Source organism: Asanoa siamensis, assembly GCF_016862555.1.
Classification (GTDB): domain Bacteria; phylum Actinomycetota; class Actinomycetes; order Mycobacteriales; family Micromonosporaceae; genus Asanoa; species Asanoa siamensis.
This window is the reverse complement of sequence record NZ_BONE01000017.1, coordinates 62836-84483: the sequence shown is the minus strand read 5'-3', so window position 1 is coordinate 84483 and position 21648 is coordinate 62836. Positions and strand designations below refer to the sequence as shown.

The 21648-nt window shown below is 73.9% G+C and carries 16 protein-coding genes and 1 pseudogene; 11 read left to right on the top strand and 6 right to left on the bottom strand.

Going from position 1 to position 21648, the window contains the following annotated elements; translation table 11 throughout:
* Positions 1–17: 17 nt before the first annotated feature.
* Entirely contained in the window at positions 18–743 is a 726-nt protein-coding gene (locus Asi02nite_RS12785) for a GNAT family N-acetyltransferase (protein ID WP_203712775.1), read from the bottom strand.
* A gap of 109 nt (positions 744–852) precedes the next feature.
* Here Asi02nite_RS12785 and Asi02nite_RS12780 point away from each other — a divergent pair, with 109 nt between their 5' ends.
* From Asi02nite_RS12780 to Asi02nite_RS12760, 5 genes are all read left to right on the top strand, one after another.
* Positions 853–1734, top strand: a complete 882-nt coding sequence (locus Asi02nite_RS12780; protein ID WP_203712774.1) for a LysR family transcriptional regulator — start codon at positions 853–855, stop codon at positions 1732–1734.
* A gap of 100 nt (positions 1735–1834) precedes the next feature.
* On the top strand, positions 1835–2491 hold the full coding sequence (locus Asi02nite_RS12775; protein ID WP_239126675.1) for a pyridoxamine 5'-phosphate oxidase family protein: 657 nt from the start codon (positions 1835–1837) through the stop codon (positions 2489–2491).
* 51 nt (positions 2492–2542) lie between these two features.
* Positions 2543–3883: a cytochrome P450 gene (locus Asi02nite_RS12770; RefSeq protein ID WP_203712773.1), complete on the top strand. Its 1341-nt coding sequence runs from the start codon at positions 2543–2545 to the stop codon at positions 3881–3883.
* Between the two features lie 30 nt (positions 3884–3913).
* The gene (locus tag Asi02nite_RS12765) at positions 3914–4876 is read left to right on the top strand and encodes an RNA polymerase subunit sigma-70 (protein WP_203712772.1); all 963 of its coding nucleotides are present in this window, start codon (positions 3914–3916) and stop codon (positions 4874–4876) included.
* Positions 4873–5298, top strand: coding sequence for a DUF6069 family protein (locus tag Asi02nite_RS12760; RefSeq protein WP_203712771.1), 426 nt, complete (start codon positions 4873–4875; stop codon positions 5296–5298). Before Asi02nite_RS12765 ends, Asi02nite_RS12760 begins: the two co-directional genes overlap by 4 nt.
* Here Asi02nite_RS12760 and Asi02nite_RS12755 read toward each other — a convergent pair.
* The 3 genes from Asi02nite_RS12755 to Asi02nite_RS12745 all read right to left on the bottom strand — a co-directional run bounded on the left by Asi02nite_RS12755 (position 5252) and on the right by Asi02nite_RS12745 (position 10417).
* Positions 5252–6328, bottom strand: a complete 1077-nt coding sequence (locus Asi02nite_RS12755; protein ID WP_239126674.1) for a LacI family DNA-binding transcriptional regulator — start codon at positions 6326–6328, stop codon at positions 5252–5254. The two genes, Asi02nite_RS12760 and Asi02nite_RS12755, sit on opposite strands and share 47 nt — an antisense overlap.
* Entirely contained in the window at positions 6325–9120 is a 2796-nt protein-coding gene (locus Asi02nite_RS12750) for a glycoside hydrolase family 3 protein (protein WP_203712770.1), read from the bottom strand. The genes Asi02nite_RS12755 and Asi02nite_RS12750 overlap by 4 nt, the downstream gene beginning before the upstream one ends.
* Before the next feature lie 157 nt (positions 9121–9277).
* Positions 9278–10417, bottom strand: coding sequence for an ROK family transcriptional regulator (locus Asi02nite_RS12745; RefSeq protein ID WP_239126673.1), 1140 nt, complete (start codon positions 10415–10417; stop codon positions 9278–9280).
* Between the two features lie 126 nt (positions 10418–10543).
* Between Asi02nite_RS12745 and Asi02nite_RS12740 the strand changes: the two genes are divergently transcribed.
* The 4 genes from Asi02nite_RS12740 to Asi02nite_RS12725 are packed head-to-tail and all read left to right on the top strand — an operon-like array spanning position 10544 to position 16191.
* Positions 10544–12211: an extracellular solute-binding protein gene (locus Asi02nite_RS12740; RefSeq protein WP_239126672.1), complete on the top strand. Its 1668-nt coding sequence runs from the start codon at positions 10544–10546 to the stop codon at positions 12209–12211.
* Positions 12208–13164, top strand: coding sequence for an ABC transporter permease (locus tag Asi02nite_RS12735; RefSeq protein ID WP_203712767.1), 957 nt, complete (start codon positions 12208–12210; stop codon positions 13162–13164). Before Asi02nite_RS12740 ends, Asi02nite_RS12735 begins: the two co-directional genes overlap by 4 nt.
* Entirely contained in the window at positions 13161–14045 is an 885-nt protein-coding gene (locus Asi02nite_RS12730) for a carbohydrate ABC transporter permease (RefSeq protein ID WP_203712765.1), read from the top strand. Before Asi02nite_RS12735 ends, Asi02nite_RS12730 begins: the two co-directional genes overlap by 4 nt.
* 4 nt (positions 14046–14049) lie before the next feature.
* Complete coding sequence (locus Asi02nite_RS12725) at positions 14050–16191, top strand: beta-galactosidase (RefSeq protein WP_203712763.1); 2142 nt, start codon at positions 14050–14052, stop codon at positions 16189–16191.
* On the opposite strand, the pseudogene Asi02nite_RS41540 reads toward Asi02nite_RS12725, so the two are convergent.
* Positions 16078–16347 (bottom strand): annotated as a pseudogene (locus tag Asi02nite_RS41540) (DUF6326 family protein); the annotation flags it as partial. The gene Asi02nite_RS12725 and the pseudogene Asi02nite_RS41540 sit on opposite strands and share 114 nt — an antisense overlap.
* Before the next feature lie 218 nt (positions 16348–16565).
* Here Asi02nite_RS41540 and Asi02nite_RS12720 point away from each other — a divergent pair.
* Positions 16566–17720 carry a sensor histidine kinase gene (locus Asi02nite_RS12720; RefSeq protein WP_203712761.1) on the top strand — a complete coding sequence of 385 codons (1155 nt, stop codon included), beginning with the start codon at positions 16566–16568 and terminating at the stop codon, positions 17718–17720.
* A complete protein-coding gene (locus Asi02nite_RS12715) occupies positions 17717–18370 on the top strand; it encodes a response regulator (RefSeq protein WP_203712759.1) in 654 nt (217 codons plus the stop codon). Before Asi02nite_RS12720 ends, Asi02nite_RS12715 begins: the two co-directional genes overlap by 4 nt.
* A gap of 6 nt (positions 18371–18376) precedes the next feature.
* Here the strand turns inward: Asi02nite_RS12715 and Asi02nite_RS12710 are convergent, their stop codons facing one another.
* Positions 18377–21634, bottom strand: a complete 3258-nt coding sequence (locus Asi02nite_RS12710; protein WP_203712757.1) for a family 78 glycoside hydrolase catalytic domain — start codon at positions 21632–21634, stop codon at positions 18377–18379.
* Between the last annotated feature and the right edge of the window lie 14 nt (positions 21635–21648).

Below are 21648 nucleotides of genomic sequence, written 5' to 3'. Positions count from 1 at the left end.
GCTGGTCTCTCCTGGGGTCAGGGCAGGGCGAGCTCGTAGAGGCGAGTGCGCCGGGAGGGGTGGAAGCCGAGGTCCGCGCGCTGGGCGAGCAGGTCGGGGTCGTCCTCGGCGGTGACTGTCGCGATCTCGTCGACGTGCGGGTGGAGCTGGCGCACCCGCTGGATCAGGGCGGCGCTGACCCAGGCGCCGAGCGCGTGTCCGCGATGGCCGGGCCGCACCGTGGGTCCGTGCAGCGCGGCGCGGGGGAGGGTGTCGACGACGGCGACCGCGTACGCCGCGAGCTCGTCGCCCGCGTTCGCGGCGACGAGGACGGATCCGCCGAGGGATCCGTAGGTCAGGTCGTACCCGGGGTGCTCGGCGTCGACCAGCTCACCCAGCCAGGCGCCGTGCACCTCGCAGTAGGTGAGCAGGTCGTGACGCCGGGCCACGGTGAGCCGGAAGCCGTGCCGCACGCAGAACGCCTCGCCGGGCGTGCCCGGGACGACGTCCGCCACCAGGCGCGGCCCGGTGGTCCGCTCCCGCACCGCGGCCAGGAGGCGGGAGCCGACTCCGCGCCTGCGCCAGGCCGGCGCCACGTGCAGGCTCAGCTCCGGGGCCCCCGGCCCGAGCGCGAGCGGCGGATCGGGCCCCAGGGAGAACTCCGGGCGCAGGCTGATGACGCCCGCCGCGGCGCCGTCCGGCGTGACGGCCAGCCAGCGTTCGGCGCCCGGCACCGCCACGATGTCGATCAACGTTTCGGTCATGGCACTCACGATCGCCGCGCCCGTCGGCCGGAACAACGGGAGATCTCGAACCGCCGGTTAAGCCACCGGTTATCGTTCGAGGTCCGTTGATCAGGAGGGGGACGACCGCGTGGAGCTGCGCGACATCGAGATCTTCCTGACTCTGGCCGAAGAGCTTCATTTCGGGCGTACGGCCGAGCGCCTCCGGGTCTCCCAGGCGAGGGTCAGCCAGTCGATCAAGCTGCAGGAGCGCCGCATCGGCGGGGCGCTGTTCGAGCGCACCAGCCGTAGCGTCCGGCTCACCCCGCTCGGGGAGCGGCTGCGCGACCGGCTGGCGACGGGTTACGGCGAGATCATGGCCGGCGTGGACGAGGCCTCCGCCGCCGCGCGCGGGCAGGTCGGCACGCTGACCGTCGGCACCTTCGACACCTACCACCACGGGCTGGCGCCGACCCTGGACCTGTTCCGCCAGCGGCACCCACAGTGCGAGCTGCGGATGCGCGAGATCCTCCCGGTGGACCCGTTCGGCGCGTTGCGCGCGGGTCGCGTCGACGTCGGGCTGCTCTGGCTGCCGGTCCGGGAGCCGGACCTGGTCGTAGGCCCGGAGCTGTTCAACGAGAAGACGGTGCTCGCGGTCGCCAAGGACCATCCGCTGGCCGCGCGCGACCACGTCGAGCTGGAGGATCTCGGCGACCACCCGGTCGTGCAGGTGGACGGGCCGATCCCGGAGTACGTCTGGGAGGCGCACACGCCGTCGGTGACGCCGAGCGGGCGCCCCGTGCCGCGCGGCATCGCGATCGGCACCGTCGAGGAGGCGCTGACCGCGGTCGGCGCGGGCGGCGTCGTGTCACCGATCGGCGCGTACACGGCCGCCTCCCGCGTGCGCCGTGACGTGACCTTCCTGCCGATCACGGACTCGCACACGATGCGGTACGCCCTGGTCTGGCGCGCCGGCGCCGAGACGTCCCTGGTCCGCGCGTTCGTGCAGGCGTCCCGCGACGCGGCCGGCTGACAATTCCCCCGAACAGGTTGCGGAGGAATCGTGTCGCACAAACTGTGCGACTTTGTCCGGCAGCCGGTGCGAGCCTCTTGATCCGGAGGGTGACCGGACGGTGACTGGAGGCGGTGTGCAGGGGTGCGCGGATGTCGGCACGGGTTTCGGATCGGTCGGGGAGCGGCTGCTCCAGGTCGCCTACGGCTCGGAGGAACGGGCGCAGCGGTTCTACGAGACGCAGATGCTCGACCGGCTCAACCCCACGATGCGGGAGTTCATCGCGCGCCAGGAGATGATGTTCGTGGCCACCGCCGACGGTGAGGGCAACTGCGACGCCACCTTCCGCGCCGGGCCGACCGGGTTCGTCGCGGTCCTCAACGACCGGCAGGTGGCCTGGCTGGAGTACCGGGGCAACGGCGTCCTGGCCAGCCTCGGGAACATCTTCACCAACCCGCACGCCGCGCTGCTCTTCGTGGACTTCCAGGACTCGATCGGCCTGCACGTCAACGGCCGGGCGGCGATCGTCGAGAACGACGACCTGCCGCTGCCCGGGCCGTCGCCGCAGCGGTGGGTGCGCGTCGACGTCGACGAGGCCTACATCCACTGCCGCAAGCACATCCCGCACCTGGTCAAGGCGGAACCCGCAGCGGTACGCCCCAGGGGCGGGGACTACTTCCACGTCGCACAGGAACCCACGCCCGCCGTCGAGGCCGCGCCGCCCGCACGCCGGCGGTGGTGGCACCGGCGCTCCGCGGTAGCCCACGACGCGCCGTAGACGCGAGGTATTCGGCGGGGCATTCGCGCGGCGCCGGAGCATAATCGGGACATGGGGACTGATCGATGGGTTCCGGCCAAGGCGGCGATTCCCGTGATCGGTGGCTCGCTGGCCTACATGCACGACCCGCTCACGCTGATGCGTCAGCTCCACCAGCGTCACGGGCCGGTCGCGCCCGTCCGGATGCCCGGCCCCGGGCCGGCCGCCTTCATCCTCGGCCCCGACGCCTGCGGCGCCGTGCTGCGCAACGCCGACAAGGCGTTCGTCAACGGCTGGGAGCTGCTCGTCGGCCCGTTCTTCCATCGTGGACTGATGCTGCTCGACGGCGCCGAGCACCGCCAGCACCGGCGGATCATGCAGCAGGCGTTCAGCCGCGAGCGGCTCGCCGCCTACACCGCCGCCCTGCACCCCGCGGTCGCCGCGGAGCTGGACACCTGGCGGGCCGGCGAGCGCTTCCCCGCGTACCCGTCGCTCAAGCGGTTGACCTTGAACCTCGCCACGCAGATCTTCATGGGCGGCCACCGGATCGCCGACCCCGTCGAGCTGGACCGGGTCAACCAGGCCTTTATCGACTGCGTGCAGGCCGCTGGCGCCATGCTGCGGGTCGCGGTGCCCGGCAACAGGTGGCACCGCGCGACGCGCGGGCGGGCGACCCTGGAGCGGTTCCTCACCGCGCAGCTCCCGGCGGCCCGCGCGGCCGGCGGCGACGACCTGTTCTCCGTGCTCACCCGGGTCGAGGACGAGGACGGCACCCGCTTCGGCGACGCGGACGTCGTCAACCACATGATCTTTTTGCTGATGGCCGGGCACGAGACCACGACCTCGACCGTGTCGACCGCGATGTACCACCTGGGCCGCCACCCCGACTGGCAGGAGCGGGTCCGCGCGGAGGTCGCGGAGCTCGGCCCCGACCCGACCGTCGAGGAGCTCGGCGCGCTGCCCGACCTCGACCTGGTGATCAGGGAGTGCCAGCGCCTGGTGGCACCCGTCCCGGTGCTGGCGCGGCGGGTGGTCACCGACACCGAGGTCGCCGGCCGGCGCGTGCCGGCGGGCACCCGGGCCATGGTCTGCCTGCAGCTCTCGCACTACCTGCCCGAGCTCTGGACCCGGCCCGAGACGTTCGATCCCGAGAGGTTCTCACCGCGGCGGGCCGAGGACCGCTCGCACCGGTACGCGTGGGCGCCGTTCGGCGGGGGAGTGCACACCTGCCTGGGCATGACGTTCTCCAACCTCGAGGTGCGGACGGTGCTGGCCCAGCTGCTGCGGCGGTTCCGGTGGACGGTACCGGCGCACTACGTGCCACCGATGAGCAACGTGTCCCTCCCGTACCCGAAGGACGGTCTGCCGATCGATCTGATGAGTTCCGGCGCCCGCGCCCGTCATACCTGGTGAAGGGACATGACGGAACGGGAGGATCATGCGATGGGTACGGAGACACGGCTGGACGACCTCGACGAGCCGGCCTTCTCGGGGCTGGCGGAGCGGCACCGGCGGGAGCTGCACGTGCACTGCTACCGGATGCTCGGGTCGTTCGAGGACGCCGAGGACACCGTGCAGGAGACGTTCCTGCGCGCCTGGCGCCGGCGGGAGACCTTCGAGGGGCGCTCGACGTTCCGGGCCTGGCTCTACCGGATCGCCACCAACGCCTGCCTGGACCTGCTCGCGAAGAAGCGCCCGGAGCCCGCGAGCGGGGGTGAGGTGCGGTGGCTGCAGCCGTACCCGGACCGCCTGCTCGACGAGCTGCCCGCGGGGGACGCCGACGAGCCGGAGACCGTCGCGGTCGCGCGGGAGACGATCGAGCTGGCGTACGTCGTCGCGGTGCAGCACCTCGCGCCGCGGCCGCGGGCCGCGCTGATCCTGCGGGACGTGCTCGGCTGGCCGGCGAAGGACGTCGCGGAGCTCCTCGGCGACTCCGTCAACTCGGTGAACAGCGCCCTGCAGCGGGCCCGCGCCGGCATGCGGGAGCACCTGCCCGCGCAGCGGCAGGACTGGACGGGCGGTGCGGACGACGCCGGCGCGCGCGACCTGGTCCGCCGCTACACCGAGGCGAGCGTGGCCACCGACATCGACGGGCTCGCCGCCCTGCTCCGCGAGGACGTCCGCTGCTCGATGCCGCCGACGCCGGGCCTGCACGTCGGGCGCGCCGCGGTCGTCAAGGACTGGGTCGAGAGCGGCTTCGGGGAGATGACGCACCTGCGCGCCGTGCCCACCTCGGTGAACCGCCAGCCCGCGGTGGCCTACTACCACCGCCGCCAGGGGGAGGGCGTCTACCTGCCGCTGACGATCGACGTGTTGCGGGTGACGGGCGGCGCGGTCGCCGAGATCGTCACGTTCCACGCCGACCGGTTCGCGAGCCTCGGGCTGCCCGAGAGCGTGCCGGCATGACCGGGGCCGGATCCGTCGCGGGCCGGACCGGACACGCCCGCCGTCTCGCCGTCACCGGACTGGTGGCCACCATCGCGGCGATGGCGGTCACCACCGCCGCCGCCGCGCTCGCCCGGGCCGCCGGCGCCGACTTCGAGGTCCCGGACGGCGGCGAGACGATCCCGCTGGGCGGGGTGACGGTCGTGACCGGCTTCTTCTCGTTCGTGGGCGTCGGCATCGCCGCGGCGCTCCTGCGCTGGAGCGCCCGCCCCGCCGCGCGGTTCACCTGGACGGCGGTGACGCTGACCGCGGTCTCGTTGATCCCGCCCGTCGTCTCCGGGGCGAACACGGCGACCGTCGCCACCCTGATCGGGCTGCACCTCGTCGCCGCGGCGGTCATGATCCCCGCGTTGGCGCGGAGCCTTCGCGCCCGGACCGGCTGAGGGGCGGGCCGGTGCTCGCCCGGGCGGTGAGCACCGGCGTGAGCAGCGTGGCGTCGGACGCGGGGGCGCCCGCGAGCTTCGCCATCAGGAGGGTCACCGCCTGCCGGCCGATCTCCTCCGCCGGGATCGAGACCGAGGAGAGGGCCGGCCGGGTGCGGGCGGCCAGCTCGTCGGGGCAGATCGCGATCACCGACACGTCGTCCGGGACCCGGCGGCCCATCGACGGCAGCAGCGTCATCACGTGTTCGACGGCCGCCTCGTTGTGGACCACGAGACCGGTGGTGTCCGGGTGCGACCCGAACAGCTCGCGCAGCGTCGACGCCACCGACTCCCGGTCCTCCTCGCACGGGCGGGCCATGCCCTCGACGCCGAGGGTCGCGACCGCCGCGCGGAAGCCGGCCCGCGTCCGGTGGGCGAAGCCCGTGCCGCGCGTGTAGACCACCGCCGGTGCGCCCAGCAGCGCGAGACGCCGATGGCCCAGCGCGACCAGTTCCTCCACGCACCGCGCACCGGCACCGTGGAAGTCGAGGTCGACACAGGTCAACCCGCGGGCGTCTGCTGGGAATCCGATGAGGACACTCGGCCGGCCCAACTCGCGCAGCACCGGCACGCGCGGGTCGGACAGCTCGACGTCCATCACCACCACACCGTCCACCAGGGAGCTGTGCGCGACCCGGCGCAGGCCCGCGGGGCCCTCGTCGGCCGTCATCACCAGCACGTCGTGGTCGTGACCGCGGGCGCCGGTGACCACCGCCGTCATGAGCTGCATCAGGACCGGCAGGTGCATGCCCGTCCGCAGCGGCAGGACCAGCGCGATCACGTTGGCCCGCCGGCTGGCCAGCGCGCGGGCGCCCGCGTTGGGCTGGAAGCCGAGCGTCGCGATGCTGGCCAGCACCCGTTCGCGGGTGGCCGTCGAGATCGCCCGCTTGGCCGACAGCACGTACGACACCGTGCTCACGGCCACGCCCGCGTGCCGGGCGACGTCGGTGATCGTCACCAGGTCGGGGCGCTTGGGCTCCGCCGCCGTCACCGGACGAACTCGATCGCGGCGACCCGGGTCCCGGCGGCACCCAGCGCCAGATAGACGTCGTGCGCTCCGGGGACGGCCGCCAGCGGCGCGCTGACCTCGGCCCAGTCGCCGGGCGGCGCCGAGAGCGAGGCGGCCACCGGCCCGGAGAACGGATCGTCCAGCCGCACGGTCAGCCGGGTGCCCTCGCCCGCGGCGACGAGGACGACGACCCGCCGGGCCGACGCGTCGATCGGGACGTCGTGGAACGCCAGCCAGGCGCCGGCAGCCAGGGCCCGCACCGCGTCGCCCCGGGCGGGGGTAGCCGCGACGATCGCCGTGCCCGACGACGCGTCCCGGTCGACCGCCCGCAGCACCGTCCGCGGTGGGCCGGACGGGCCACCGTGCACCCGGAGCGTCGCGACCGCAGCTGCTTCCACACAGGACGGTCCGACCCAGACGGTGTGGTCGGCGTCAGCGACGACCAGCCGGGCCGCCGCGGGGTCCCAGGTCGCCAGGTCGTCGGCCCGCAGCGTGATCGTCACGGTCTCGGACTCGCCCGGCGCGAGCCGGACCCGCCGGAACCCGCGCAGCCGGCGCAACGGCTGCTTCACCCGCGAGCCACGCCGCGCCGTGTAGAGCTGCACGACCTCCTCGCCCGGCCGGTCGGACACGTTCCGCACGTCGACGCTCACGTCCACCTGCCCACCGGGTGGGACGACGGCCGGGCAGCGCAGGTCGCCGTAGGCGAACCGGGCATAGCCGCGGCCGTGCCCGAACGGCCAGAGCGGCACACCGCGGAAGTACTGGTAGGTGGCGTCGGCCGCGATGATGTCGTAGTCGAGCAGGTCCGGCAGTTCGCTCCCGTCGGCGTACCACGTCTGCGGCAGGCGACCGACCGGCTCGACGGGCACGCCGTCCGCCGTCGCGCCCAGCAGCACGTCGGCGAGGGCCGCGCCGAACTCCTGCCCGCCGTGCGCCGACCAGAGCACGGCGGGCAGGTGCGTGCGCGCCCAGCCGACCGCGTACGGGTAGCCGCTCACGAGCAGCAGCGCGGTGCGCGGGTTGGCCGCGTGCACCGCCCGGAGCAGCGCCTCCTGCGCCGGCGGCAGCGCGAGGTCGGCGCGGTCCTGGGTCTCCCGCCCGCCGACCATCGGGTGGCTGCCGAGCGCCACGAGCACGACGTCCGCGGCCCGGGCGGCGGCGACCGCCTCCTCGACGCCGTCGCCGACCAGCGTCACCCGGAACGGCGTGGCGCCGGCGGCGGTGGGCGCGTCGGCCCGGAGCACACCGTCGGCGCCGACCGCGACATAGCGGTCGGCCGCGAGCGACCGCAGCACGACGCCGTCGGCGTGGGCGGTCGCCGCGAACGTCTCCCGCACCACCCACTCGCCCGGTCCGGGACGGTCGTCGACGAGCAGACCGTCCTCGTCGGCGCGCACGTAGCGCCCGTTGGCCCGCAGCGTCAGCGCGCCGCCGCCCCAGTCGAGCACGTCGAACGACGCCGCCGCGCCGACCGCCAACCGCAGCGGCCCCGCCTCGGACGTGCACACCACCCCTGACGAGGTGGACAGCGTCACGCGGTCGGCGCCCTCGACGAAGCGCACGGCGTCGGCACCGAGCCGCTGCGCCAGGCCCGCGACGGCGGTGACCGCGTACGGCAGCGAACCGCTGTACCAGTCGAGCAGCACCGTGTCGCCGAGCGGACCGACCACCGCGACCGACTGCCCGGCCCGCAGCGGCAGCAGCCCGTCGTTCTGCAGCAGCACGACGGCCCGCCGCGCAGCCTCCCGGGCGAGCTCCTGGTGTGCGGGACAGTTGACGACGTCGGTGGTGATCGCGGCGTACGGGTTGGCCGACGGCGGGTCGAACTCGCCGAGCGCCAGCCGGATCCCGAGCACCCGCCGGACCGCCCGGTCGATGTCGGCCGGCTCCAGCAGGCCGCGCGCGAGGGCCGCCGTGAGCAGGCGGATCGTGCGCGCGGAGTCGGCCCCGTCCTCGGTGAAACAGTCGACACCGGCACGCAGCGCGGCGGCGAAACCGTCGACGTGGTCGGCGTGGACGCCCTGCTCCCCGGCGAGGTTGCTGGCCGCCCCCGCGTCGCCGACCACGAGCACGTCGTCGGCCGTCCAGCCGCGCACCGTCGACAGCAGCGGGCTCACGTGCGCCGGCCTGCCGTTGACCAGGTTGTACGACGCCATCACCGCGCGCACGGCGCCCGACTCGATCGGCCCCCGGAACGCGGGTAGCTCGTACTCGTGCAGGACCCGGGGTGGCAGGTCGCTGGAGGTCAGATGCCGCTCGGTCTCGTTGTTGTAGCCGAGGAAGTGCTTCAGCGTCGGCACGGTGCGCAGGTAGGTCGGGTGGTCGCCGCGCAGACCGGACGCGTACGCGGTGCCCAGCACGCCGGTCAGCCACGGGTCCTCGGAGTAGCCCTCCTCGTTGCGGCCCCAGCGCGGATCGCGCAGCGGGTTGACCACCGGGGCCCAGACGTTGAGCCCGACGGACGGGTCCTTGCGGTGCAGCCCGCGGACCTCGTCGCCGACCGCCGCGCCGACCCGGCGCACCAGGTCCGGGTCCCAGGTCGCGCCGAGGCCGACGGCTTGAGGGAAGACGGTCGCCGGCCCGAGCCAGGCCACGCCGTGCAGGGCCTCGGTCCCGGTGCGGAACGCGGCGATGTCCAGCCGCGGGATCGCCGGCTGGTGCTGGTGCAGCAAGGCGACCTTCTCGGCCAGGGTGAGCCGGGCGACGAGGTCGGCCAGCCGTGCCGTCGGCGGCAGGTCCGGGTCCCGGAACGTGCCGCGTGCGTCCGTCATGAGCGTGCTCTCCTCCCGGGGCCTGCCGCGCAGGCCTCGTATCGGGTGGTCGAAGCGCTTCGACGATCGTTATGAAATGACTCCGTCGGCCCGGACACATGTAAATGTCTCGACGGAGTAATCCGAGGTTGGCAGCGTCGACGCGCGCCGTCAAGAGCTAGGGGAGCGCACCGGCCTCGAGGCGGCCGAGAGCGAGCGCCGCGCCGCCCAGCGCGACCGCGTGGGGCTCGACCGTGGACGCCGCCACGACGACGTGCCTGTCGTCGAGCCTGGCGGTCGCCGCGGGCACCAACCACGGCGCCAGCGGGGTGAGCGCGCCGCCGAGCAGCACGACCGAAGGGTCGAGCACGTCGGCCAGCGCCCGAACGGCGTCACCCAGGCGGGCGCCGGCCGCCGCCAACGCCGCGACCGCGATCGCGTCACCCGTCCGCGCCAGGGTCACGAGACGCTCGACGCCGGCGCCCCAGTCCGCGGGCGTCTCGTCGGTGGGGAGCGCCGCGCGGAACAGAGCCGGCAGCCCGAGGCTGAGGTCGAGGCAGCCGCGCCGGCCGCAGTCGCACCGGGGACCGTCGGGGTCGACCGTCAGGTGGCCGATCGAGCCGGCGAGCCCGCGGGCGCCGCGCAGGGGCCGGCCGCCGGCGATGATGCCCGCGGTGACGCCGGCACCACCGCGCAGGTGCACCAGGTCGTCGCTGCCGGCGTGTGAACCCTCGCGCTGTTCGGCCAGCGCGGCCAGGTCCGCGGCGCGCGCGACGACGACCTCGAACGACGGGTCGTGCAGGCTGCGGTTGACCTGCGCGCCCAGGCCGTCGTGTGCGGCGTCGGCCGTGCCCAAGGTGAGCCCGAGCACCGTGCGCCCCTGCCCGGTCACCTTGCCGACCGCGCGGGCCGCCAGCGCGGCGACCGCGGCCACGGTGCGCCCGGCCGGCGCCGACGGCGCGGGCGCCGCCCGGCGCCAGGTCAGCAGGCGACCACCGGCGAAGTCGACGGCGACCGCGGTGAGGTGGTCGGGGCCGACCTCGATGCCGATCGCCGCGTACGGCATGCCTTCCAGCGTCAGCATCGTGGCCGGCCGCCCGATCCGGCTGCCCACGAGCCCCGACTCGCGCAGCAGCCGGCGCGCGATGAGGTCGGTGACGAGGCTCGAGACGGTCGCCTTGTTGAGTCCCGTCGCCGCCGCGATGTCGGCCCGTGAGCACGGGGCGTGGGCGCGCACGTGCCGGAGCACGAGGGCCAGGTTGGTCACCCGGACGTCGGCCAGGTCGGTCGGCCGGGTGGCCGAGGGCAGGCCGATCACGCGCGCTCCAGGGTCATGGTGTCAGTGTGCCGCACCGGTCGGCGGGGCCGGAATCGTCTCTTGTGGTGGATCTGACCGTCCGATACTTTGTTTGGCTATAAGCCAAACTAAATGCGGAGGGGCGCCGTGACGGTTGGAACGGGCGCGGACGGCAGCCGGCGGGCCTTCCTGAGGCTGGTCGGATACGGCGTCACCGCGGCCGCCGGAGGGGGACTCCTGGCCGGCTGCGGCGACAAGGCCGCCGAGGGCGGCGCCACCCAGAAGCTGGACGCGCTCTCCGGCGTCCTGCCCGAGGCCGGTCCACTGCCGGCGGGCATCCCGACGCCGGACATCGTCAGCACCCGGCCGGTCGCCGACGGCTACACGCGCTTCCCCGCGTCGCTGGTCGACGCCGTGGCGCAGCAGCCCGGCGCGGGCGGCAAGCCCATCACCGCGATGACGCCCGCCTGGGGGCCGGCACCGCCCAGCGGGGCCGACAACAGCTACCTGACGGCCGTCAACGCCAAGCTCGGCACACCGGTGGAGTTCAGTGTCCAGGACGGCAACACCTACGCCGAGAAGCTGGGCGCGACCCTGAGCGCGCGCGACGTCCCGGACCTGCTCTGCGTGCCCGGCTGGGAGGTCGCCAAGCTGGCCCGCTTCGGCGACGCCGTACAGGCGCTGTTCGAGGACCTGACCCCGTTCCTGCAGGGCGGCTCCGTCAAGGCCTACCCGATGCTGGCCACCCTGCCGGCCGGCGCCTGGCGCAACGCCTGCTGGAACGGCCGGTTGATTGCCGTGCCGAACCCGACCGACAACCCGTTCCCGTACGTGCTCTTCTACCGCAAGGACCTGCTGGGCCAGGCGCCGCCGGCCTCGATCGAGGAGTTGCACGCCGTCGGCAAGGAGGTCACCGACGAGCGCAAGGGCGTCTGGGCCTTCGACGACATGTTCGCGATGGTGCAGATGTTCCACAAGGCACCCGGCAGCAAGGACGGCTGGCGGCTGCGGCCCGACGGGACGCCCGAGTTCAAGTACGAGACCCAGGAGTTCCGGCAGGCCGCCGAGTTCATGGCGAAGATCTACGCCGACGGCCTGGTGCACCCCGACGTCGTCGCCAGCCGGGGCGCCGACGCCAAGCAGTTGCTGCAGAGCGGGAAGATCCTGTTCAAGCAGGACGGCATGGGGATGTGGCAGCCGATGCAGGCCGAGCAGCAGAACGTCACGCCCGGCTTCGACGTGGCGCCGGTGCCGCTGTTCGCCGCCGGCGGAGGTGCGCCGCTCGCCTGGGGCGACGACGAGCCGATCTCCTACACGTTCGTCAAGAAGGGCCTCGGCAAGGAACGCGTCGAGGAGATCCTGCGGGTGGTCAACTGGTGCTCGGCGCCGTTCGGCACCAACGAATACAACCTGCGCGAGTTCGGCGCCGAGGGCAGACAGCACCGGCGCGGGCCCGACGGGCCGGTCAAGACCGACCTCGGCTTCAAGGAGATCCAGAACCAGTACTTCTTCATCAGCGGCCGCAGCCCGGTCGTGCAACCGACGCCACAGACACCCAAATACGTGCCCGACATGCTGGCGTACGCGAACGCCACCGTCGCCAACCTCGAGAAGGACCCCTGGGACGGCCTGAAGTTCGAGATGCCGGCGAAGTACAAGGCCGGCCTGGTGCCCTCCGCCGACCAGATCAACGACATCCTCCGCGGCCGGCGCCCACTGTCCGAACTGGACGCGGTCGTCAAGGAGTGGCGGGCCAACGGCGGCGACGAGGCCCGGGAGATGCTCGGCAAGGCGCTGACCGACGCCGGCCGATGACGGGCGGCCGCCGGGCCCGGCGCCGCGTGCCCCTGCGGGCGCGGCTGCGCCGGGACTGGCCGCTGCTGGTGATGGTCCTGCCGGGCGCGCTGCTGTTGCTGGTCTTCCACTACGTGCCGGTTCTCGGCAACGTCGTCGCGTTCCAGGACTACAACCCCTACCGCGGCGACAGCGCCCTGCAGGCGTTGCTCGGCAGCCCGTTCATCGGCCTCGACAACTTCCGTGCGCTGTTCGCCACGCCGGCCTTCTGGGACGCGCTCCGGAACACCCTGTCGATCACCGCGTTCCAGCTCGTGTTCTTCTTCCCGCTGCCGATCGCGCTCGCACTCGTCCTCGACAGCATCATGTCCAGGCGGGTGCGCACGTTCGTGCAGACGGTGGTCTACCTGCCGCACTTCTTCAGCTGGGTGCTGGTCGTCACGTTCTTCGTGCAGATGCTCGGCGGTGCGGGCCTACTCGCCCAGGAACTGCGCCAGGCCGGCATCGACCCGCCGGAGATCATGACCAACCCGGACACGTTCATCCTGCTGGTCACCGCCGAGGTGGTCTGGAAGGACGTCGGCTGGGGCACGATCGTCTTCCTCGCCGCACTGTCCACGATAGACCCACACCTCTACGAGGCCGCCGCGGCCGACGGTGCCGGGCGGTGGCGGCGGTTGTGGCACGTCACGCTGCCCGGCCTGCGCCCGGTCATCGTGCTGCTGCTGATCCTGCGGCTCGGTGACGCGCTGTCGGTCGGCTTCGAGCAGTTCCTGCTGCAGCGCGAGGCGGTGGGCCGGCAGGCCGCCGAGGTGCTCGACACGTTCGTCTACTACCACGCGATCACCACCGGCGACTACGGCTTCGGCGCCGCCGCCGGTCTCTTCAAGGCGGCCGTCGGGCTCGTGCTCATCCTGCTCGCCAACAAGGTCGCCCACCTGTTCGGGGAGCGGGGGGTGTACGCGCGCTCATGACGAGACCTGTCTGGGAGGAGCCGCCCAGCGTCGCCGGCCAGGTGGCCAAGGGGTCGATGCTGACCGCGGTGGTGCTGGTCGTCCTCGTGCCCCTCTGGGTCGCGCTGGTCACCAGCCTGTCCTCGCGCGAGACCATCAACGCCGCCGGCGGCCTCGTGCTGGTGCCCCGGGGGATCGACGTGTCCGCGTACCGGATCATCTTCTCCGGCGGCCAGATCAGCCAGGCGTTGTGGGTCAGCGTGCTGGTGACCGTGGCCGGCAGCGCGGTGAGCCTGCTGGTCACCGTCCTGGCCGCGTACGGCCTGTCCCGTCCCGGCTCCGTCGGCCACCGCGGCCTGCTCTTCCTCTTCCTGCTGACGTTCCTCGTCCACCCCGGGCTCGTGCCCAGCTATCTCGTGGTGACCGGGGTCGGCCTCAAGGACAGCCTCTGGGCGCTGATCCTGCCCAGCGCCCTGAACGTCTTCAACTTCGTCGTCGTGCGGGCCTTCTTCCAGAACCTGCCCACCGAACTGTTCGACAGCGCCCGCGTCGACGGGGCGGGGGAGTTCCGGATCCTCTGGCGGATCGTCCTGCCGCTGTCCAAGGCGGTCGTCGCCGTCGTCGGCCTCTTCTACGCGGTCGGCTACTGGAACGTCTGGTTCTCCGCGCTGCTCTACATCGACGACAACGAGAAGTTCCCGATCCAGCGCGTGCTGCAGACGTTCATCCTGGCCGGACAGACGCCGCAGACCTCCGGCACCGCGGTCGGCACGGCGCTGCCGCCGACGCTGGCCATCAAGATGGCCGTGGTCGTCGTGACCGTGGCACCCATCGCCGCCGTCTATCCCTTCGTGCAACGGCACTTCACGCGCGGCGTGATCCTCGGCGCCGTCAAGGGCTGAGCCGATGTTCTACGGCGGCGACTACAACCCCGAGCAGTGGCCCGAGGAGGTGTGGCGCGAGGACGTGGCCCTCATGCGGGCCGCCGGCGTCACGCTGGTCACCGTCGGTGTCTTCGCCTGGTCGGTGCTGGAGCCCGCGCCGGGCCGGTACGCCTTCGGCTGGCTCGATACGGTCCTCGATGGACTCGCGGACGCCGGCATCCGCGTCGCGCTGGCCACCCCCACCGCCGCGCCGCCACCGTGGTTCAGCCGGCTGCACCCGGAGACCCTGCCGGTCGGACCGGACGGCGTGCGGCGCGCCCACGGCAGCCGCGACACCTACTGCGCCAGCGCTCCGGCGTACCGCGCCGCGGCCCGGCGGCTGGCCGGGGCGCTGGCGGACCGCTACCGCCGCCATCCCGCCCTCGCGATGTGGCGCGTGCACAACGAGTACGGCACGACCTGCCACTGCGACCTGACCGCCGTGGCCTTCCGCGGCTGGCTGCGCCGCCACTACGGCAGCCTGGACGCGCTCAACGACGCGTGGACCACGACGTTCTGGAGTCAGCGGTACGGCGACTGGGCCGAGATCCAGCCGCCCCGGGCCACGCAGTACCTCGCCAACCCCACCCAGGTGCTGGACTTCCGCCGGTTCACCTCCGACGAGCTCCTCGACGCCTACCGCGAGCAGCGCGACGTGCTCCGCGCGGCGGCGCCCGGCGTGCCGGTGACCACGAATTTCGTCCTCGGTGACTGGGTGCCCGTCGACCACCTCCGCTGGGCCCGCGAGGTCGACCTGGTGGCCGTCGACCACTACCCGGCCGAGTCCGGGCCGGCGGCCGAGGAGGAGGCGGCCTTCCTCGCGGACCTCGCCCGCGGCTGGGCGCTGGACGGGACGGGTCGCCCGGACTGGCTGCTGATGGAGACCGCGCCCAACCTCATCCACACGCGCGACCGGATGCACGCCAAGGAACCGGGCCGGATGACCCGGCACGCGCTCGCGGCGGTGGCGCGCGGCTCCCGCGGCGCGATGTTCTTCCAGTGGCGGGCGTCCCGCGGCGGTGCCGAGGTCTTCCATTCCGCCGTGGTGCCGCACGCCGGTGCCGACACCCGCGTCCATCGCGAGGCGGCGGCCCTCGGCGCGACCCTGGCCAGGACGGCCGAGATGCTCTCCGCGCCGGTCGAGGCCCGGGTCGCCGTAGGGTTCCACGAGCCGTCGCAGTGGGCGCTGGCCGCGACCGTGCTGCCCGCGCGCGCGGTCGACCACCGCGCCGAGGCCCGGCACGCCCACCGGGCGCTGGCCCGCGCGGGCCTCACCTGTGACGTCGTCGGTGGCCTGGACGGCCTCGCCCGGTACGCGCTGCTCGTGCTGCCGTGCTGGTACCTGCTCACCGACGAGCAGGCCGCGGCCCTGGCGGGCTGGGTGAGCGGCGGCGGCCACCTGGTCGCGACCTACCTGACGGGTGTCGCGGACGACCGGGCCCGGGTCCGCACCGGCGGCTACCCCGGTGCGCTGCGCGACCTGCTGGGCGTGCGCGTCGAGGAGTTCCGGCCGCCGGCCGGCAACGCGGACCGGCCCCTGACCGACGGCGCGCGCGGCAGCGTCTGGAGCGAACTCGTCCACCTCGCCGGCGCGGAGGCGACCCTCCGGTACGCGGACGGCCCACCCGCCGTCACCCGCCACCCGGTCGGGTCGGGGGAGGCCTGGTACGTCTCCACCCGGCTCGACGACGACGCGTACGCCACCCTGCTCGCCACGGTCGCGACGCGCGCGGGTGTCGCCCCGGTCCGGCCGCGGCCACCGGCCGGAGTGGAGCTGGTCCACCGCGCGGCGGCCGGCCGACGCTGGCTCGTCGCGATCAACCACGGCGACCGCCTCTACGACCTGCGGGCCGACGGGCTGGACCTGCTCACCGGCGCGCCCGTCACGCCCGCCGACCCGCTGCGCCCGGGTGCCACCCTGGTCGTCCGGTGCGCCACGGGCTCAGGTCCGCGGCCACGTCCAGGCGACCCGGACGATCGTCAGCAGCAGCACGACCTGGACGACGATCCCGACGATGTAGTAGACCCAGCTCTCACCGACGAGCGTGGCCGCCGCCGTCACCGCGTAGAACAGGCCCACCACGATGTTGGTGACCCGGCTGACCGTGGCCCGGGCGACGAGTGAGACCACGACCATCAGCGCGGGGACCGCGACGTAGAGGGTGGTGAGCAGCAGGAAGGTCTGGTCGACCGCGAAACCGGTGCTCGACACCGTGCCGGCGAGCACGCCGTCGATCACGTCCGCGCGGTAGAAGCCGAAGATGTCGACGTACGCGAACACGAACAGCGTGGCGGTCCACAGGCCACAGAGCACGAGCTTGACGTCGATCCTGGTGTCGGTGAAGGCCTTCGTCACTGGTGGCGCCCCTTCCGAGGGAGTCGGGCCTCCAGTCTGGGCGGGGCCGGCGGCCCCGCGCCCGAGCCGCACGACCAACGCTCACCTGGCCGATGGGCCAGGCCCACGGCGGGTCCTTCGGCCGGCCCGCCGAGGACGGTCCGATGGCTACTGTGACTCTCGTGTCGAACGCCGCGTCCTCGTTGCGGGCCACGGTGCGGCGATCGGGCCGGTACGACCGGGCCCTCGCCGCGACCGTCCTGGCCGGCGTCGCGCTCGAGGTGGTGCTCCGCGACGACCTGGTCTGGCCACCGGTCGCCGCCGTGTTCGGCTGCGGGCTCGCGCTCGCCACCCTGGTCCGCCGGACCTACCCCGTGGCGGCGGTGGCCGTCGCGTTCGGTGGGTTCGCCCTGCTCGACGTGGCCACGGTCGTCGCCGGCGTCGCGCCCATGGCGCTGCACAGCGGTTGGGTGGTGCTGGTGCTCACCTGGTCGCTCCTGCGCCGGCGGGCCGGCCGCGACGCGGTGATCGGGCTCGTGGTGGTGGCCGGCGCGGTCGCCGTCATCGTCGCCGTCGACTTCCCGGGCATCGCGGAGACGATCGCCGGGACCGCCGTCGTCGCGCTCACCGCGGCGCTCGGCGCGGCCGTCCGCTACCGCGCCGTAGCGCGTGCGCAGCTCGTCGAGCGGGCCAGGTCGCGGGAGCGCGAGCAGCTCGCCCGGGAGCTGCACGACACCGTCGCCCATCACGTCTCCGCGATCGCGATCCAGGCGCAGGCGGGGCTGGTCCTCGCCCGGTCGTCGTCGCTGCCCGGGGCGACCGAGGCGCTGGAGACCATCAACCGCGAGGCGGCCCGCACGCTCGCCGAGATGCGCGCGATGGTCACCGCGCTGCGCGACCCCGGGCAACAGCCGGCCACCGCCCCGCGGCGCCGGATCGCCGACCTCGCCCGGCTCGCGACCGACGGCACCGCCGCACCGCGCGTCGGCGTGCGGCTGCACGGCGACCTGACGAACCTGCCGCCGGCAGTGGAAGGCGCCGTCTACCGCGTGACCCAGGAGTCCATCACCAATGCCCGGCGGCACGCGCGGCAGGCGACCCGGGTCGAGGTCGAGGTGACCGGCGACGCGACCGACGTGCGGCTCACGGTCCGCGACGACGGTGCCCGCGGCACGCCCGCCGACCACCAGCCCGGGTTCGGCCTCGTCGGGATGACCGAGCGCGTCACCCTGCTCGGCGGCACCCTCACGGCCGGCCCGGATCCGGACCGCGGCTGGAGCGTACGTGCCGTCCTGCCCCGCGGCAGCGCGCCGTCGTGACGATCCGGGTGCTCGTCGCCGACGACCAGGGCATCGTCCGGGCGGGACTGACGACGATCCTCGACATCCAGCCCGGCATCGCGGTGGTGGGGCAGGCGGCCGACGGCCGCGAGGCGGTCGCGCTCGCCCGCCGGCTGCGCCCGGACGTGTGCCTGTTCGACATCCGCATGCCCGTGCTGGACGGCATCGCGGCCACCCGGCTGGTCGCCGGGCCGGACGTCGCCGACCCGATCGCCGTCGTCGTGATCACCACGTTCGACACCGACGAGTACGTCTACGGCGCCCTGCGTGCGGGTGCCCGCGGCTTCCTCCTCAAGGGAGCCGAACCCGACGAGCTGGTCCGGGCGATCCACACCGCCGTGCGGGGCGACGCGCTGATCGACCCGGCGGTCACCGCCCGGCTGCTCGCGACGTTCGCGAAGACGAGCCCGGGCGGCGCCCCGGCCCAACCCGTCGACCCGCTGACCGACCGGGAGGAGGACGTGCTGGGCCGGGTGGCCCGCGGCAGGACCAACGCCGAGATCGGCCGGGAGCTGCACATCAGCCTGAGCACGGTGAAGTTCCATCTCGCCGGCCTCATGACGAAGCTCGGCGCCCGCAACCGGGTGGAGCTCGCCATGTGGGCCTATCGCACGGGCCGCGTGCGGTGACGTCGGTCATCGGCCGGCGCACTGCCCCGCGGTAGGGCCCCGGACCGTGTTCGGTTGGGCCTCGTCGCCCGGCGCGGGGCGGTTGCCGGCGCAGGAGAGGGGGCCGTCGATCGTGTTCGCCGCGACGACCACCGGCCGGCTGCCGGTGTTGCCCGCCACCGTGACCGGGCCGGCGACCCTGACCGCGTCGAGGCGCACCCCGGACGTGTTGCCGGTGAGCGAGACCGGGCCGCCGACCCGCCCGCCGGCGATCCGCACGGGACCGGTGGCGCCCGAGACCGTCACCGGACCGGACACCGCGACGGCGGAGAGAGCGACCTGGTCGGGACGGGCCGCGGAGATCGGGCCGGAGACGCTGCCGCCCGACGCGACCAGCGACGCGCCGCCCCGGACCGTGACGGGACCGGCGACGTCGGCCGCCAGCAGGCAGGTCCGGCCCTCGCCGACCACCAGCGGCCCGCGGTGCGTCCCGGTGATCGTGGTGGTGCACTGCGCACCGGGCTGTCCCGGGTGGTAGCTGGACCGGCCCGAGCCGACCTCGAAGACGGCGCGACCGTCCTCGACGCCGACGAAGACGGCCCCGCCGTCGGTCCGGTAGGACCGGCCGGCCTCGAGCGGCAGCGCCACGCGGGCCGTCACGTTGACGGGCACGTCGAGGTCGAGCCGCACCCCGCCGCCGACGCGCCGCCAGTCCACCGTCACCGGACCACGCTGGGTGTGCACGGTGCCGGCCGCCCGGGCCAGGCCGGTGGCCGGCGGCACGATGTCGACCGTCGCCGCACCCGGCGTCGCCGTGCGGACACCCAGCAGGGTCTGCTGCACGTCCACCGCGGCCTGCGCGCCCCATCCGTGTGACTGGCTGAAGTTGCTGCCCGGGTCGAGCGTCCACGCCTCCCAGGTGAACGTGCCGCCGCGCGCCAGGATGTCGGCCCAACCCAGGTCGGTCTCGTCGGTCAGCAGATCGAGCACGGCGTCCGGGCGGCCGCCGTCGCTGAGCGCCTGCAGCAGCCAGTGCGCGGTCATCGGACCCTGCCGCATGCCCAACGACGCGAGATACCCGGCCAGCGCGGGGTGGTCGGCCGGCGGCGCGACACCGTGAGCGATCGCGTACGAGGTCGAGTGCTGGCCCGCATGCGCGCTCTGCTCGCCGGTGGGCAGCAGCCCGTCGACGTACACGCCGTCCGCGCGCCGGAGCTTGCCGTTCATCGCCGCCACGAGAGCCCCGGCGCGACTGTCGTACATGGACACCTCTGCGGCCGGCCGGTCGAGCAGCCGGGCCATCCACGCCGTGGTGCGCAGCACGTCGACGCCCTGCGCGTTGATGGTCGTCCGGGCCGCGGCCGACATGTCGTAGCCGAACCTGCCCGGCTCGGGCCAGTCGACGATGCCGTACTGGTAGGGCCCGCTGCCGCCGGCGAGCTCGGTCACCAGACCCGCGGTCGGCCCCTCCGCCGGGATGTGCCGCAACACGTAGTCGGCGGTGTCGCGGATGGCCGGGTAGGCCTCCTCGACCAGCGAACGGTCACCGGTCTCCGTGTAGTAGCGCCACACCCAGTCGACGAACATCAGCGAGTAGTCGGGGATGTCCCGCTTGCCGTCGCCGTTGGGATAGACCGCGTTGTAGCGACCGAGATCGTCGCCCGTGGTCCAGAACCGCTTCGCGGATCGCAGGAACTCGCGGATGGCCTGCCGCGTCGCGGCCCGCTCGCCGAAAGCGCCCATCGTCGCGTACGAGATGTCGGCGGCGTCACCGAGGAACTGGCCCTTCTCCCGGGTGGGCGTGTCGACGAAGGCCTCCTGCACGGAGTAGATCGCCGACCGCTTCAGCATCTCCCACACGGCGTCGAGCGTCGCGTCCGAGCTGCGGAACGTGCCCTCCCGGCCGGGCGGCACCTCCGCGTGCACGACGACGGCGGACACGTCGTCGAGGGTGATGTCCTCGCCGGCACCCGGGATCTCGAGATAGCGGAAGCCGAGGTGGGTGAACGCCCAGAACCACTGCGCGCCGTCCTGCTGCGTGTACGGGTAGCTCATGTTCGTGCCCTGCGACATCAGCGTCGACGCGTCGACCCGGCCCGTGCCGGTCAGGGTGTAGCCGGCCCGGATGTCGACCGTGCGGCCGGCGATTCCGTCGTCGAACCGGACCGCGGGTCGGGCCGGGATGACGACGCCGAAGTCGGCCACGACGGTGCCGTCGTCGGCCCTGGTCAGTGCCACGGGCGCCGCGACCGTCTCGACCAGCCGGGTCTCCTGCCCGATCAGATGGGTGTACGGCGCGACCGGGCGGGCGCCGACGACCTCCGCCGCTGTCCAGGGCGCGGCGCTGTCGTCGTACCCGGCTGTCGTCCAGCCGGTCACCTCCGTGCGCGCGTCCTGCCGCTCGATCCGGTCGCCCTCCCCGTTGCGGCGCGGCGAGCCGTTGGGGAACTGCGTGTCGCGGGTGACCCGCCAGGAGCCGTCGGTCGCGACGACCTCGCGGGACCCGTCGGCGTGCTCGACGACGAGCTTCAGCAGCAGGCCGCGGGCGCCGGCCGGCCGGCCCTGCCCGCTGCCGTACCAGTGGTAGCGCACGCCGAGGGTCAGCGGACCACCCGCGGTCACCAGGTCGGTGACGTCGGCGGCCTGGTAGTAGTCCTCGCCGGGGTAGCCGAACGAGGTGCCCCGGTCCGCCCGCCGGCCGTTGACGAAGAGCTCGTAGGTGTGATCGGCGGCGGTGTAGGCGCGGGCCCGGACGACGGGACTCGCGCCGACGGCCACCTCCGTGCGGGCCAGCGTGTAGTCGTCGGCGTCGTCGGTGGTGCGCCGGATCCAGGCCGCTCCCTCCCAGTCGCTGTCGGCGATGCCCGTCTCGAAGGCGCCGCGGCCGGCCGGCGACTCCTGCCCCGACCGGTCCCAGGTGCGGACGGTCCAGCTGTAGGCCGTGCCGGACCGCAGCGCGGGCCCGCCGTAGCCGACGGAGGACTGTTGGCTGGACGCGACCTTGCCCGAGTCCCAGACGCGGGCGCCGCCCCGGCCTGTGACGGTGAGGCGGTACGCGGTCTGCACCTCCGCGGGGTCGCGGTCGCGCGGCAGCCACCCGAACCGCGGCGTGCCCTCGACGTCGAGCGGACGCACGCGGTCGTTGACCAGCAGCCCCGCGGGTGCGTCCGGACGGTGTCCGTCGGCCGCGACGGCTGGTGGCGCGCCGGCCAGCACGGCGCCGGCGACCAGGACGGCGGCGGCGATCACGGCGGTGCGGGGAGAGGTGGCCGAAAGGTGTGACACGTTCTCGCTCCTCC